This window comes from Pseudoalteromonas sp. Z1A8, from assembly GCF_011378855.1.
GTDB lineage: Bacteria > Pseudomonadota > Gammaproteobacteria > Enterobacterales > Alteromonadaceae > Pseudoalteromonas.
Genome location: NZ_WTLB01000067.1, coordinates 1 through 15,609 on the forward strand (window position 1 = coordinate 1; position 15,609 = coordinate 15,609).

The 15,609-nt window shown below is 40.6% G+C and carries 14 protein-coding genes, 1 pseudogene and 1 riboswitch; of the genes and pseudogenes, 9 read left to right on the top strand and 6 right to left on the bottom strand.

Going from position 1 to position 15,609, the window contains the following annotated elements:
* Positions 1-116: 116 nt before the first annotated feature.
* The 3 genes from GQR55_RS18010 to GQR55_RS18020 form a co-directional block, all read right to left on the bottom strand.
* Positions 117-1,172 carry an OmpA family protein gene (locus GQR55_RS18010; RefSeq protein WP_166421694.1) on the bottom strand — a complete coding sequence of 352 codons (1,056 nt, stop codon included), beginning with the start codon at positions 1,170-1,172 and terminating at the stop codon, positions 117-119.
* 388 nt (positions 1,173-1,560) lie between these two features.
* Entirely contained in the window at positions 1,561-2,970 is a 1,410-nt protein-coding gene (locus tag GQR55_RS18015) for a protein adenylyltransferase SelO family protein (RefSeq protein ID WP_166421695.1), read from the bottom strand.
* A gap of 11 nt (positions 2,971-2,981) precedes the next feature.
* Positions 2,982-3,677: a DNA-3-methyladenine glycosylase I gene (locus GQR55_RS18020; protein WP_166421696.1), complete on the bottom strand. Its 696-nt coding sequence runs from the start codon at positions 3,675-3,677 to the stop codon at positions 2,982-2,984.
* A 192-nt stretch (positions 3,678-3,869) separates the two neighbouring features.
* A riboswitch (Lysine riboswitch) is annotated at positions 3,870-4,070 on the top strand.
* 190 nt (positions 4,071-4,260) lie between these two features.
* On the opposite strand from GQR55_RS18020, the gene dapA reads away from it, so the two are divergent.
* From dapA to GQR55_RS18045, 5 genes and pseudogenes are all read left to right on the top strand, one after another.
* Positions 4,261-5,145 carry a 4-hydroxy-tetrahydrodipicolinate synthase gene (dapA, locus tag GQR55_RS18025; protein WP_166421697.1) on the top strand — a complete coding sequence of 295 codons (885 nt, stop codon included), beginning with the start codon at positions 4,261-4,263 and terminating at the stop codon, positions 5,143-5,145.
* Between the two features lie 15 nt (positions 5,146-5,160).
* Entirely contained in the window at positions 5,161-5,901 is a 741-nt protein-coding gene (locus GQR55_RS18030) for a 2,3,4,5-tetrahydropyridine-2,6-dicarboxylate N-succinyltransferase (protein ID WP_166421698.1), read from the top strand.
* Complete coding sequence (locus tag GQR55_RS18035; RefSeq protein WP_166421699.1) at positions 5,901-7,106, top strand: PLP-dependent decarboxylase; 1,206 nt, start codon at positions 5,901-5,903, stop codon at positions 7,104-7,106. Before GQR55_RS18030 ends, GQR55_RS18035 begins: the two co-directional genes overlap by 1 nt.
* Positions 7,107-7,111: 5 nt before the next feature.
* Positions 7,112-8,232, top strand: a pseudogene (locus tag GQR55_RS18040) (succinylglutamate desuccinylase/aspartoacylase family protein).
* Between the two features lie 217 nt (positions 8,233-8,449).
* Entirely contained in the window at positions 8,450-9,484 is a 1,035-nt protein-coding gene (locus GQR55_RS18045) for a phospholipase A (protein WP_166421700.1), read from the top strand.
* 78 nt (positions 9,485-9,562) lie between these two features.
* Here the strand turns inward: GQR55_RS18045 and GQR55_RS18050 are convergent, their stop codons facing one another.
* Positions 9,563-10,456 (bottom strand): bifunctional GNAT family N-acetyltransferase/hotdog fold thioesterase, encoded by an 894-nt coding sequence (locus GQR55_RS18050; protein WP_166421701.1) that lies wholly within the window; start codon positions 10,454-10,456, stop codon positions 9,563-9,565.
* A gap of 237 nt (positions 10,457-10,693) precedes the next feature.
* On the opposite strand from GQR55_RS18050, the gene GQR55_RS18055 reads away from it, so the two are divergent.
* Complete coding sequence (locus GQR55_RS18055) at positions 10,694-11,407, top strand: methyltransferase (protein WP_166421702.1); 714 nt, start codon at positions 10,694-10,696, stop codon at positions 11,405-11,407.
* Here GQR55_RS18055 and dtd read toward each other — a convergent pair.
* Both dtd and GQR55_RS18065 read right to left on the bottom strand, forming a co-directional pair.
* Positions 11,396-11,833 (bottom strand): D-aminoacyl-tRNA deacylase, encoded by a 438-nt coding sequence (dtd, locus tag GQR55_RS18060; RefSeq protein WP_166421703.1) that lies wholly within the window; start codon positions 11,831-11,833, stop codon positions 11,396-11,398. The two genes, GQR55_RS18055 and dtd, sit on opposite strands and share 12 nt — an antisense overlap.
* Complete coding sequence (locus GQR55_RS18065) at positions 11,834-12,739, bottom strand: virulence factor BrkB family protein (protein ID WP_166421704.1); 906 nt, start codon at positions 12,737-12,739, stop codon at positions 11,834-11,836.
* Positions 12,740-12,826: 87 nt separating this feature from the next.
* On the opposite strand from GQR55_RS18065, the gene GQR55_RS18070 reads away from it, so the two are divergent.
* The 3 genes from GQR55_RS18070 (at position 12,827) to GQR55_RS18080 (ending at position 15,501) form a co-directional block, all read left to right on the top strand.
* A complete protein-coding gene (locus GQR55_RS18070; protein WP_166421705.1) occupies positions 12,827-13,483 on the top strand; it encodes a DUF2959 domain-containing protein in 657 nt (218 codons plus the stop codon).
* A 130-nt stretch (positions 13,484-13,613) separates the two neighbouring features.
* Positions 13,614-14,705 carry an MBL fold metallo-hydrolase gene (locus tag GQR55_RS18075; RefSeq protein ID WP_166421706.1) on the top strand — a complete coding sequence of 364 codons (1,092 nt, stop codon included), beginning with the start codon at positions 13,614-13,616 and terminating at the stop codon, positions 14,703-14,705.
* 67 nt (positions 14,706-14,772) lie between these two features.
* Entirely contained in the window at positions 14,773-15,501 is a 729-nt protein-coding gene (locus tag GQR55_RS18080) for a CBM9 family sugar-binding protein (RefSeq protein WP_166421707.1), read from the top strand.
* Positions 15,502-15,609 lie beyond the last annotated feature (108 nt).

Genomic DNA, 15,609 nt, shown 5'->3' on the forward strand with positions numbered 1-15,609 from the left:
TTGAAGATCTGATCATGACATTGAGATTTAGTTCAAAAAAATCCCCGCTAATTTCTTAGCAGGGATTTGTGTATAAGAGACAGGCCTAAGCTGGGTTTTTATTACAAACTATTTAATTAACGTAAAACTTTAACGTTTTTGATAGTTTTGATATGCGCTTCTACACGACGGTTTTCTGCGTTTGCAGCTTTAGTGTTAGCATCATTTTTAAGACGCTCTTCACCTAATCCAACTGTAGTAATACGGTCTTCAGCAATACCATCAGCAACAAGTTGCTTAGCTACTGCGTCAGCACGCTTTTTAGACAACCATTTGTTGTAAGTTGCTTTACCTACAGAAGAAGTATGACCTTCTAAAAGTACTGTTGTATCTGGGTACTCTTTTAAGAATGCAGATACTTTTTCAATATCATTTAAGTACTGAGTAGATACTGCTGAAGCATTGTTAGGGAAAGTCACTAATAAGCTTACAGTTACTTCTTTGTCTTCATATAAAGTACAACCAGTGCCATCAACTGCATCAGTCATAGGTGTGTTAGCACACTTATCATCTGCATCAGCAATGTTGTCGTTGTCGCTATCTAAAGGAGCTACAGCTACTTCAACAACTTCAGGAGCTGGTTTAACTGGCTCTACAGGAGCTGAATTTTGACCAAATAAGTAGTTAATACCAATTTTAGCGCCTACATCTGTGTAACCACGGTCAAGACCTTGGTATACAGCTGTTTCAGCATTTACAAATAAGCCATCTGTAATGAAGTGTTGGTAACCAACACCTGCATTTAAGAATGTGTTGTCATCAACTACGTCAATTTCTTTAATACCGAAAAGACCGTAGAAAGGACCGCCATTTAAATGGTAAAGAGCATCAATACCGTAACGCTCGCCATCGATATTATTGCGGTTGCCAGCAACTTTATCAAAAGCATTAAAATCCATATCTGCATATTCAAGACGTGCGCTCCAGTAGTCACTGAAACGGTAACCAGCTTCTACACCCCAGCCAGTTGATTCATTTACGTCAAGACCAGCTTGATCACGCATGTTTTTCCAAGATGCGTCGTAGTAGTCGCCAAATGCGCCAATGTAGAAACCAGGCTCTTTATCAGCAGCGAATGTAGATGCGCTAGTTGCAGCCAACGCGATTGCAATTGTAAGTGATTTTAATTTCATTGTTTTCTTCCCATTTGAACAATTTAAAATTGTAGCTAATCGATACTAGCTCAATCAGTTTTATATAGACTAACTGAGCCTTTGTTAATCAATACTTAACGAAAAATAAAGTTTATAAATTTTTTAATGCCCTGTCACAACACACATCCACTTACTATAGGCGAAATTAAAACTTTATTGAAAAATAAATATAGTAGTTTTTTGTAAATTAGTACTGAACAAGGAATGTGAGAGCAATTAAATTAAATGCTCTCAGAAATGCAAAGAAATATTGCTTAGCTTTAATTCGGCGCATAATACCACCAGAATTAACATTCCCCTACATATATGCACATTTTTGATTAAAAAATGACTCTTTTAATCATGTAGTTATATTCAAGGTTAGTAATTAAGTACCACAAAAAGTCTGGTAATCATTATCATTTATCGGTGCAGCCTGAAATTCTGATAGCTTTTCGTCATCAGAATACGGATTTCCCACTATTTTCATAAAGCGCTTTAGTAACTCACTAAACCCTGCAGCATTATACTCTGCAATTATTTTTTCGATCACATGGTTACGAGGAATTACACGAGGATTTGCCGATCTCATTACTTCATAACTATTATTGTCAGTTAAGTTTACCCACTTAGCTCTCCATTCGATTAGCGACTCGGGTACTACTGTTTCTCCCTTTAAGGATTCAGTAAGCGCATCAAAGGTATTGGTGTAGTCGAGCTGGTTATCTTTTAATAGCGTTAATAACTCTGAAATTAACTTACTTCCGCTTGCATTTTTTGCACTCAAGCCCAGTTTTTTTTCCCACATAGCCGTAAACTCAGCATTAAACTGCTCAGCAAAGCTATTGATGTATGGCGTCATTAACGAAACAGCTTGCTCGTCATCATCACTAATAAGCGGTATTAAGCTCTCAGCTAAGCGTGCACAGTTCCAATTAGCTATATTAGGCTGGTTACCAAAGGCATAACGACCTTGTTTATCGATAGAGCTAAACACGGTGTCAAAATCAAAATTATTCATCATGGCGCAGGGGCCGTAATCAATGGTTTCTCCGCTTACTAGCGTATTATCGGTATTCATTACTCCATGAATAAAACCAACGCGCATCCAACTAACCACCAATTCAACTTGGCTTTTAATTACAGCGCCTAAAAAGGCTAAATAGCGTTGTGGCCCTGTATCTGTTATTTCTGGGTAGTGTCGTTCAATAGCTAAATCAGCTAAATTTTTAAGCCCTTCAACATCGCCTTGCGTCGCTAAATATTGAAATGAGCCAACACGAATATGGCTCGTTGCTAAACGAGTCACTATTGCACCTGCCTGTGGCGGATTACGATAAACCGTTTCACCACTACCAACAACCGCTAAGCAGCGTGTGGTTTTAACACCCAGTCCATGCATTGCCTCGCTCATTACGTATTCACGAATAGCAGGACCAAGTGCACAACGCCCATCCCCTCCTCTAGAATAAGGAGTAGCACCAGAGCCTTTTAATTGAATATCCCACAACTGATTTTTATCATCATTAATAGCGCCCAGCAAATGCGCTCGCCCATCGCCTAAACGTGGTGAAAAATGTCCAAATTGGTGCCCAGAGTAACCAAGTGCTACTGCAGGAATTGCCTGTTTTTCGTTGCCGCTAAAAGTGCTAGCACGCAAATCAGCAGCAACATTAATATCAAACTGTTTTGCTAAGCTCTCGTTCCACAGCAATAACTGAGGAGAGGCAACGCTTGCAGGAAAATCTTCAATTGCGAAGTTTTCCGCAATGTCTGTGTATCTTGGCACTAATTTCATGGTAATTCCTCTTATTGCTGGCTTATACCAACACGGTTGTCACCTACGCCATAAGCCACAATTAAGCTCAACTCTTGCATACTTAAGCCGCTTTGTTTTTGCATTTCGTTAAAAAAAGCTTGGGCTGCATTCAGTGATTTTTTAGTTTGTAAGCCGCCATCTATAATTTTATGGGCGCGCAAGTAACTCTCTACATCGCGTGATAGTAAAAAAGTATCTTTACCAAGTGCTCGCAGCGCATAAGGGCCTGTATTGCCACCTAAACGCGAACCATGCTTTTTTAAATATGCCCACAAACCAATAATATCGTCTGTTGGCCAATTAGCGACAAACTGACTAAAACTGCCATGTTCCTCTGCTATTTCGTGGATCATGTAAGCATTTTCGGTAATTGTTTTTACTTTTTTATAGTTACGAACAATACGCTCATCGGTTGCTTTTTGTTCCAGCATATCGGGTGGCATCATTAGTAACTTATCAACGCTAAAGTCCCAAAAAACTTCCCTAAAGCCCGGCCACTTATTATTAATGACTGACCAATAAAAGCCGCTTTGAAATACTTTTCGAGTAAATTCTTCAAGCCAATCGTCGTCACTTAACGTGCTTAGTTGTTTTTTAGATAGCGGTTTTGCAAGTAATAACTTAAGCATTTTTTCAGAACCTTTTCGCTCTACCGCTCGCTTATAAATATCGCTAAATTTTTCCATACTAATTAAATACCTCACTACTTATATTGCTAGTGTACGAGAAAAGCAGCCAATACGTAACCACTCCCATTATGGATGAATGAATATGCATTTAGTCGCTTGACACCTAGACGGCTAAAATGCTTTAATCGCCGTAATTACCCTATTTAAATTGCATAGGTTTGTAAGTTTTTACTCTACAAACAGGTGCAAAGGGCTAGAAGAGGTGCGTTATTCAGGTAGCGTATGTTAGGAGCGCAAACTCCAGTGAGCATACGTGAGGGGAATTAACGCCGAGAAGTAATCACTTTTGCGAGGTGTTTATTTCGGGCGACTAGGTTGAACCCTAGCGACTGTCACCAATAGCTGCTTATAACAAGCAGCTTATTAGTTTGGTGGAGAGCTTCTGGTCTTAAATATTAAGGCCGTGCGCCCTATTATTTTAAGCCCATTCGCTCTTCGAATTATTAGTTCGAACGACGTTAATGCGGCTCCTTCCATAAAGCTTTTTAACTCTTCGAATACTACCAATTGCATTAAATTAGTCATCGCTAAAATGATCACGTGTTTAATAAAATTGGTACAAATTATAAGTTCGTGAGAGATGATCAACAATTTCAATTTAAACGACTACTCATTGTGGACCGCGCTCGTAACGCCATTTGATCAACACGGTGATGTTGACTACAACACGTTAACTAAGCTGGTTAGGGAGCAAGAGGCCGCACATAACGGTATTTTGCTACTCGGCAGTACGGGCGAAGGTTTAGCGCTTACGCAAAAAGAGCAACAAGCCATTGTTGAGCACGTATGTCAGCTAAAACCCACAGTGCCATTAATGGTTGCTGTGGGCGGTAGTAATCTAAAACAACAAATTGAGTGGGTTAACTTCTGTAATACGCTGCCTATTCATAGTTTTTTACTTGGCTCACCCCTTTATGCAAAGCCCGGCGCTATAGGTCAAACTCATTGGTTTGAAAGCCTACTTAATGCAAGCGCTCACCCATGTATGCTTTATAACGTACCTGGTCGCAGTGCTGTAAGCATTCCAACAGCAACAATTCAAAACTTACAAAACAATAAAAATTTATGGGCACTAAAAGAAGCGAGCGGCAGTATTGCTCAATTTGAAGCTTACCGCCAAGCTGCACCTAATTTAGCTATTTACAGTGGCGACGATGCGCTAATGCCTTATTTTGCTCAAGCTGGCGCAAAAGGTTTGGTGTCGGTAGCTGCAAACGCATGGCCGGTGCAAACCCATGAATTTGTAAAGCGTAGTTTAAGCGGTCAATACCCTAATTTATTTGCCCAGTGGTCAAGCGCTATTAATAGCCTATTTGCTGTCGCAAACCCTATTCCCGTAAAGGTACTGATGCATTTGCAAGGTCGCTTAAGCAGCCCGCAACTGCGTCCACCTTTAACACATCTTGAGTTAACTCAAACCGATTGCATCACAACTGCAAACAACACCATTTTATCTTGGCATTAAATACAGGTTTTTATAATGAGCTGGTTAGAACTATTAAATAATTTAGAATCGGGCGCAGTACGCGCAGCATCACAAAACGAAAGCGGCCAATGGCAAGCTAACGTAGAAGTAAAACAAGGCATTTTAGAAGCCTTTAAAAATGGCACTAATACTGAGTTTGCAGGTGGTTTTGTTGATAAACATAACCTAGCTCCGCAAGAGTTTAGTGCTGAAGATGGCGTGCGTATGGTGCCGGGTGGTTCAAGTGTTCGCCGTGGTGCTTATGTTGCTAAAGGCACGATTATTATGCCACCAGCGTATGTAAACATTGGTGCATACATCGACGAAGGCACAATGGTAGATAGCCACGCACTAGTGGGCTCGTGTGCACAAGTAGGTAAAAACGTACATTTAAGTGCTGCAGTGCAGCTTGGTGGTGTACTTGAGCCAATTGGTGCAAGCCCAGTCGTTGTAGAAGACGATGCCTTTATTGGTGCAGGCTGTATTCTTGTTGAAGGCGTAGTCATTAAAAAAGGTGCAGTACTCGCTCCTGGCGTGCGTTTATCGGCAACTATTCCGGTTTACGACTGCGTAAACGAGCGCCAGCTTGATAAAGGCGAGCCAATCCCTGAGTACGCCATTGTAATACCAGGCTCTCGCCCTGCGTCAAACGAATGGGCGCGCGAGCAAGGCTTAAGCATGTCGTGTGCGTTAATTGTTAAATACCGCGACGAGCAAAGCGATGCATCGTTATTACTTGAAGAGGTTTTACGATAATGAGCTTTTTGAGCACGCCTATCAAAACTGCTGTAAATACAATTACACAACAACTTGATACCCCTTTTTTTGTTTACGACCTAGATCAACTAAACACGCATCTTGCGCGTTTAGTTGCGCAAACCGATGTAAAACTGTGGTACGCGGTAAAAGCAAATCCACTGTCTAAAATTATTCAAAGCTTAGACAGCGCTGGCTTTAATTTTGACGTAGCAAGTAAAGGTGAGCTTGAGCAAGTGCTAGCACAAGGCATTAGTTCGCAGCGCGTGCTCAACACAGGGCCTGCAAAAAGCCCTAAACAAATTAAACATTTTATTGAGCGCGGCGTGCGCATATTTGTTACCGAAAGCCTTAATCAAGTACGTTGGTTAAACCAACAAGCGCAACTACAAAATACGCAACTCCAAGTACTACTGCGAGTGCAATTACGTTGGCCTGAAGGTGAAAAAAACCCACTGGGCGGCGACAGCCTTACGCCGTTTGGTTTGGGTTGTGATGAGTGGCAAGCACTCAATGTAGCCGAGTACCCTGCACTTAAGTTTGACGGCTTACATATTTTTCAGTGGGGCAATATGCTTAGCACGCAAAAGCTAAGCGAATTGTGGTCACAAATGATTGCACCCCTTAGCCAACTTGCCAGCGATTTAAATATTAGCCTTAAAATTCTCGATTTAGGTGGCGGTTTAGGTATTCCATACACACAAAGCGAAACAACACTTGATTGGGATGACTTAATAGCTGCGCTCGCTAAAATTAAAAATGATGCGGGTGTAGAAGAGTTATGGATGGAACTGGGTCGTTATGCCGTTGGCGAATGCGGTCATTACGCAAACCCAGTAGTAGAGCGCAAACAAAACTATAATCAACAGCAAGTAATTTTAAGCGGCGGTATAAATCACTTATTACGCCCTGCTGTTACCAGCCAAGACTTTCCTGCTGCATTACTACGTGAATCCAGTGCTAAAACTCAAGCGGTCACTTTATACGGCCCACTTTGTACAGCGCTTGATTGCTTGGGTGAACATAACTTACCAAGCGATTTAAATGAGCACGACTGGCTAGTGTTTAGCCAATGCGGTGCTTACGGCTTTACCGAAAGTATGCCGTATTTTTTATGCCATGAGCTCGCAGCCGAGTACACATTGCAAAACGGTACAATTACCTGTGTTCGCCAAGCCGAAAATGCCAGCCACTACTTAAGGTAATAAGCATGAGTAATACAACACACATCAGCCAAGAAAATATTATTGTAGGCGAAGTCGCAAACGGCTTACCACTTACAATTCCGGTGTATCGTTTAAAAGGCGATGGCACAGGGCCAAGTGTTTACATTCAGGCCAATATGCATGGTGCTGAAGTGCAAGGTAACGCAGTTATTTTTCAGCTACTTGAGCAGTTACAGCACCTAAACCTGAATGGCGATATTACCCTTGTACCTTATGCAAATCCTATTGGCTGTAATCAAAAATCTGGCGAGTTTACCCTTGGCCGATTCGATCCGATTACGGGTACTAATTGGAATCGCATGTATCACTACAATAAAAATTTAGTGACGCAGTTTGCACAAAATCATACTCAGTATGACGACGCTACATTAAAAAGTAACTTCAAACAGGCACTTATTGACGAAGTAGACAGCAAACTCAACGGCCCTGCTTATTTACTTAATACGGGTAAACGCATTGCGCTTAACTTACAAAAGCTCGCTCATCAAGCTGATATAGTGCTCGATTTACACACAGGCCCTATTTCAAGCAAGCATCTGTACTGCCCAACCTATGCAACCGACAGCGCACGTTACTTTAATATTGAACATGTATTGCTTATTCCTAGTGATTTTGACGGTGCGATGGATGAAGCAAACTTTTGCCCATGGTGGCATTTAAGTGATGCGCTTAGCGGACAAGGTCGCGAATTATCAATACCTGTAGAAGCATTTACTGTAGAGCTAGGCAGCCAAGAAAAAATAGACTTAAAAGAAGCATTAAACGATGCAAACAGCATTTTAAGTTACTTAAATCACAAAGGCGTATTACAAAACGCACCGCATACGCCAGCCAATATCACTCGCTATGCATGTAATTTAGATGACTACTTTGCTTATTACGCCCCTATTGGCGGCATGGTTGAATACATAGCCCCCTTGGCGGGCACATTAAGGCCGGTGAGCCCATTGCCAATATTTTGCGAATGGAACGCTACTTGAGCGAGCAACCACTGCAAACTATTACCCTCGATTGCGATGCAATAGCCATTCTGCACTTTGCCTCGGCAAGTGTTAACCAAGGCACCGAGCTTTATAAGTTTTTTACTAACATATTTGAGCTTTAGCTCACCCTTCTCATTGCGTGAGAGCACGTTGGCCAAAATGGTTAATTTGCATTAAAAAAGCGGCCTAGGCCGCTTTTTTTCTGATCTATATTTACTTTGTATACGTATAGACCTTGTTATAAATACAAATTCAGTAAAAGTTCACCGTTACATATGTAAAAAGACGTTATAATTAAATTAACGCATACAACACAACCCGAACCCACAAGGAATTACAATGAGCTGGCGCCACTGGATCACACTTTCTGCCTTAATGAGTACAGCTACCTTCGCACAAGAAGAAGTTGCAACAAATGAGCAAGACAACGACATCGAACTTGTAAAGCAGTGTATTTTAAATGAAGTAATTGGCGGAGATGGTAAACAAACATTAGACGATCTTCGTAAAAAGTGTTCAGCTCTTGAAGAAAACAAACAACTTACCGCGCTTGATAAACGCCAAGCTCGTGAAGAAGTAGGTAAAAAAAATAGAAATGTAATTACGCCACATAAGCGTAACTATATTTTACCGCTTTCGTACGTATCACACCCAAACGATCGCCCATTTGATGGCTTTGATGCACTAACCGACGACAACGACGGTGAACCGCTCGACAACTTAGAAGCAAAATACCAGCTATCGATAAAAGTGCCTCTTTACGATGATTTTTCGGATAAAGACCAAGCCATATTTTTTGGCTTTACACTGCAATCATATTGGCAGATTTATAACTCAGAAATTTCTTCTCCATTTCGTGAGACCAACTACGAACCAGAGATATTTTGGATAAATTACCTCGACCCAGAAAACGTATTATGGGGCGACGAAATGGCAATCGCATTAGGTATTTCGCATCAATCAAATGGTCGAAGCCAACCAAACTCACGTTCGTGGAACCGTATTTATGCAGACTTTATCTGGGAAAACAGAGGCTTTGTTTTTAGCTTTAAACCTTGGTACCGAATAGCTGAGGACGAAAAAGAAGATATTTTAGAAGCCAATGGCGACGACAACCCAGACATATACAAATACATGGGTTACTTTGAATTTAGCGGTGCGTATCGTTTTCATGATCACGAATTTAGCTTTATGACACGTAATAACTTAAATTCAGATAACCGCGGTGCAATTCAACTCGATTGGTCATTTCCTTTATGGGGTCGCGTTCGTGGTTATGCACAATACTTTAACGGTTATGGCGAAAGCTTAATTGACTACAACGCCGATATTGAACGTATTGGTGTAGGTATATTATTAACTGACTTGTTGTAAAACAAGCTCACAAAAAAGCCAAGCTATGTGGATTGTTCCACGGCTTGGCTTTTTACTTTTCGGCATTAAATTAAACTGTTATTTTTTAACAGCAAACACACCTTCAAACTCTGCAACTACATTGTCACCATCATAAATAGTAACAGGCACAACATAGCTTGCTTTACCTTCGGTTTCTAAATCGCTCAACTTACCTTTGCAGGCTTGCAAATCTACACAGCCACGTGGGTCTGTAGTTAGTGGTTTTAAATATTTAATATTAGCATCGGCTAACACAATATTACCTTCAAGCCCTGCTTCTTTAAGTGCTAAGTACGTAGCGCCCCAACCTGTAAGTGTTGCCAAGCTATAAATAGATCCTGCAAACATCGTGTTATGTAAGTTTAAGTTAGCGTCTAAATCTGCACTGGTTGTAAATTGCCAATCGGTGTAGCTTTCTACTTTAATACCCATTGCATCACTAATTGGAATTGATTCGCGCCAAATATTTTGCAGCACTTGCGTCCAATTTGGATGGCGAAACCAACCTGGCTCACTTGGCTTTTGCTTTATCATTTTAAAGTGCTGTACATCGCCGTAAGCTAAATGCGCTTTTTCTTTTAATTCGTAGCCATGGCGCTTATAAAACTCAAGTGCACGCTCGCGTGCAAACAAAACCAGTTCATCGGCATTTTGTGTCCATGCTATTTTTTCAAGTTCGTGAAGTAATCGGCTACCAATATGTTGATTACGATTACCCTCCGCAACGGCCATATAGCGTACTTGTGCTTGTTCATGACTATTAAAGTGCAAACGAGCTACGCCTAGCACTTCGCCTTCTTTATTTTTTATAAAGCGATGCTCAGAGTCTTGTTCCATATCGTCTTGTTCTGAGCCACGAGGCTCGCCCCAAGGTGCGCGTAATACCTGCCAACGCAATTGGTAATACGCTTGCCAATCTTCGCTACTTTGTGGGGTGCTTACCTGAAACATACATACTCCTGTTGTTATATAAGCCGTAAATAAAAGTCAAAAAAAGGCTACGGCGCTATACTAATCGTATTGGTTATCTACCAAGCTAGAAATTAGGTCGATTGGTATTATTATGGCAAATACCATACTCCATCTTAAAAAAACTGCAAATACGACTTTGGTGATGGCTGTAAAATAACGTAAAAAAATAATGACAAAGGCCATTGCGCTTTAACGTTGCTAGTTTATGCTGAGAATATGACTGAAAAAATCAATTATATAAATTCACTAACTGGTTTGCTGAGCGATCAATTTATTGAAAATAGCCACAGCATTGGTCAGTTAATCTATTGGCATAAGTGCAGTGGCGACCACATTCAAGTGCGTGAGCACGAGCAGTTACGCTGGTTACTTATTAACGACACTCTTCAATCTGTTATTGATTTAAATAACCCGGATTTATTACTTTTTCCACATTTATTGTGCCTAGGTAAGCATTGGCAAGCTCTTAGCGCGCCAGTGAAGGTGTTAGAACTTGGCCTTGGCGGCGGTGCAATTCGTAATTATTTACAGCACAAATACCCTAAAGCACAAATAACATCGGTTGAAAAAAATGCCGATATTATTGATTGCTACACACAATTTTTTTCGTCAAATAAAAATGAGCGATTGCTTTGCGCCGATGCACAGCAGGTTTTAAAAAGTGCACAAAAAATTGATTGGATTATTCTCGATTTATTTAGCCAAATAGACGCGCCTCGATTTTTATTTGAAGAGGCATTTTATAAAAAAATCTACTCGGCTTTAAATAACAACGGCATGCTATTTATTAACTTTTTATCGCAGCATGATTCGCAATTAAAGCAACTTCAGCAGCTATTACTCGATGTATTTGGCTGTAACGTCAGCCCGCAAAAAATTACGGGCTACGTAAATCATATTGTAGTGGCAACCAAAAACTTAAACAGATAAGTTAAACGTAACGGGTCCGTCGTTACACAAGCTTACTTGCATGTCAGCACCAAACTCACCTGTGGCTATTGTAAGCCCCAACTCTTTAGCTTGAGTAACAAAGTACTCATAAAGCTCGTTAGCTTGGCTTGGTGTTGCCGCAGATGAAAAACTAGGACGCATACCCTTTTTAGTATCTGCCGCTAGCGTAAATTGCGACACCACTAATAACTCACCGCCAATGTCTTTTAGGCTTAAGTTCATTTTATCGTTTTCGTCAGTAAAAATACGGTAATTACTTACCTTGTGTAAAAGCTTATCGGCCGTTTGTTTATCGTCGTGTTTTTCAACGCCTAGCAACAACAATATACCTTGGCTAATTTCGCCTACCACTTGGTTGTTTATTTCTACTTTTGCGTGTGTTACGCGTTGTATTAAACCTTGCATTTACACTTTATCCTTTACTGCTGGCTCGTCATCTTCAAGCTCTATTTCTGGCGTTTCTGGAATATCATTTGGGCTAATGCACGCTGTAAATTCAGCACCTAACAGCACAACAATCCATGACAAATACACCCACACAAACAAAATAGGAATGGTCGCTACTGCGCCATAAATAACTTCGTACGAAGGGAAATGGCTAATATAAAGTGCAAATCCCTTTTTAGTTAGCTCAAATAAAAGTGCTGCAAATAAAGCGCCTGGTACAGCCGCTTTAAATGACACTCTTGTATTAGGCACTAAAGTGTAGAGCATAATAAAGCCCGCCATCGAAATACCATAAGGTAATAGCTTTAACAAAAATCCACTAAACCCCGGAATCCCCTGATCAGCAAACGACACCAACGACACAATATAAGAAGTAACACCAATACTGGCACCTAAAAGTACAGGACCTAAGCTTAATACCATCCAATACACAGCAAATGAGATCATCATCGGGCGTTTTTTCTTAATTCGCCAAATACGATTAAGCGTCGCATCAACATTACGTATTAACAGCAAAGCAATGGCCGCTAAAAAACCAATACCCACGGCGGTCATTTGGTTTGCATTACCTGTAAACGAGCTAATATGCTCTCTAATTACATCTGTTGAAGTAGGCACAAGATTAGTAAACAAAAAGCTTTCTATTTCTAGTCGAGTCGACTCAAACCCCGGAAAAGCCGAAAATATAGCAACACCCACAGCAATAAGTGGGATCAACGAAAGTAAGGTAACGTAGGCTAAATAACCCGCATTCACTGTTATTTGATCGTCTATACACCGGTTAACGTACTGCATCCACCATGCAGGCTGTTGGCGTATAAAGGACTTAACTTGCTGTTTGTAATGGGAGAGCTTATCATTCATACAATTGACTTGTGCTTATGTAATTTTGATTATAATAACAATCAGCGCCATAATTTACAGCACTAACACTCGTAAACAGGAATTCAAATGAAAAAACAAACATTACTTAGTGTTTCAATGCTTGTATTAACACTTACTTTATCGGGCTGCCAATCAGCTTATTATTCAGCGATGGAAAAAGTGGGTGTTCACAAACGCGATATTCTTATTGACCGCGTAGAAGAAACCAAAGACTCACAACAAGAGTCGCAAGAAGAATTTAAATCAGCGCTAGAGCGCTTAACTACACTTATTGATTTTAATGGTGGCGAACTACAAGACACTTACAATCAGTTAAACGATGACTACGAGTCGAGCTTAAAAGCCGCTAACGAAGTGTCAACAAACATCAATAAAGTAGAAGACGTAGCAGAAGCGCTATTTGATGAATGGGGCGATGAGCTAGAGCAATATAAAAGTGCATCACTTAAACGTGAAAGTAGCAAAAAGCTAGCTGCAACTCAGCGTCAATTTGATCAGCTACTAAGCTCTATGCGCAGTGCTGAGGACAAAATGGAGCCAGTATTAACATCGCTTCATGATAACGTTTTGTACTTAAAGCATAACTTAAATGCACAAGCGGTATCGGCTATTAAAGGTGAATTCACTAACCTTAAACGCGATATTCAATTGTTGATGAACGACATGAACAAATCGATTGCCGATTCAAACAAATTTATAGAGCAAATGAATAGCGCAGGCTAATCAGTTTAAACTCTTTTACTAAGCCTGCAAAATTGCAGGCTTTTTTATTGTTACTTTTTGTTACCTTTGAATTATTCGTTAATCTGCTCTTGTTGTTATACTTTTACAAAATAATAACTAGATTACGACAATGAAACTAACCACCTTTAGCCTCATCACTACATGTATGCTGCTGAGCGCTTGCCAAACAGCCAATCACATTGAGGTCATTGCAGGGGAAGGTACCGTTACTCCACTGCATCAAGATGGCGAACGGGAAGGACGCTTTCATAATCTCTACCCCGGTAAAAAAACTTACCCTACCACCTGCGAAGCTGACTGCTATCCAACGAGCCCTAAACTACAGTGCGAAACAGACAGTGAAAACTGCCAATATATTGCTGATCAAGTAATTCCAAAATTAAATACCGGATACACTGTTCGTTGGCTTGGGCATGCAGGATTTATGATCCGCACACCTAACGGGCAGCAAATGCTATTTGACCCTGTTAAAGAGCAATTTGATTCACCTGTTGATTTAGCCTTTAGGCTGGCCTCAGGGTTTTATAGACAACCCGGCGATTGGCTAACACAAAGTGAACTCGAAAACTTAGACGCTGTGATGTACTCGCATATTCATTACGATCATTTTAATAAAGCAGATATAGAAGAGTTAGGTAATAAACCTCGCTACTTAACACCACTGGGTATGGCCGACAACTTCCCAACTGGCGGGTTTAACATTAGCGAAATGGCTTGGTACGCAAAAACAAACATTAGCGATTTAGCTATTCATGCCTTACCTGCTCATCACTTTAGTAGCCGAGTAATGATACCCTTTATTTATGAAGATAACGATAAAGACCTATGGAACGGCTGGCTCCTTGAGCAAAACGGCAAGACCTTATTTTTTGCAGGCGATACCGGCTACTCAAAGCACTTTAAGGACATTCAGCAAAAATATAGTGATATAGATATATGCTTAATGCCAATAGCGTCTTATTACAGTGAAGAGAGCCCTAGTTGGTATCGTTACGTACACACAACACCAGAGGATGCACTAAACGCCGCGAATGATCTTAACTGTAAAGTAATGATACCTTGGGGTTATGGTAACTCAACGTGGAAAATGGGCGACCGCACTAGTCATTCAGCCTTACTGCGCTTATTGCACATGCACACAAAAATGGATGCTAAAACACCTTTGTATATTTTAAACGAAGGCGAAAGTATTTCACTGTAACTAATTACTCAACTGTTTTAGGATGTGTGTTACACCAATATAAATACACAATAAAATTGAGAGATTAATGAAAAAATTAGCACTCGCCTTAAGCTTTTTATTAAGCGCTCCTGCAATGGCGATTGATGTTGAACATACATCAACCCCAATTACTGTCGATGGCGTATCAGAAAGCGCGTGGGATAAAGCCGCTTGGCACGACATGCCTTATTTAATGGATGGCACATTGCCATCAAGCGATGCCGACTTTAAAGGGCGTTATCGTTTACTGTGGGATCAAAACTATTTATATCTACAAGCCGATATTGTGGATGACGTTTTAATAGATACACACGCCGATCCAACCTATAAATATTGGGATGACGATGCGCTAGAAGTGTTTATAGATAGCGATGCATCGGGCGGAAACCACCAATTTAATCACACAGCTTTGGCGTACCATATTGGCCTTGATAACCAAGCCGCCGATTACGGCCCTGATAAAAAAGCCCATTTATATACCGACCACCTAGTGAGTAACTGGAAGCGCAATACTACCGCGCCCTTTAACATTACCTGGGAAGTAGCAATAAAGCTCTACCCTAATGATTATAAAGAAGGTGCTAAAAACACCCCAATTACACTTAGCGAAAAGCAAGTAATAGGTTTTATGCTAGCGTATTGCGACAACGATGGCAGCAAAGTGCGCGAACACTTTATGGGTTCACACGAAGTACAGCCAGTAAATGGTGACAGAAACCGTGGTTTTATAGATGCAGACGTATTTGGCAAAATCACCCTACTCCCTAAAAAGTAAGCCACCCACACCAATAAATAATTAAGTAGATACCATCTCTTCTAACCAGCCTCAAGCTTTCTTTAAATAGCTTGAGGCTGGTATTCAGTTTGATTCTTCACAACACCA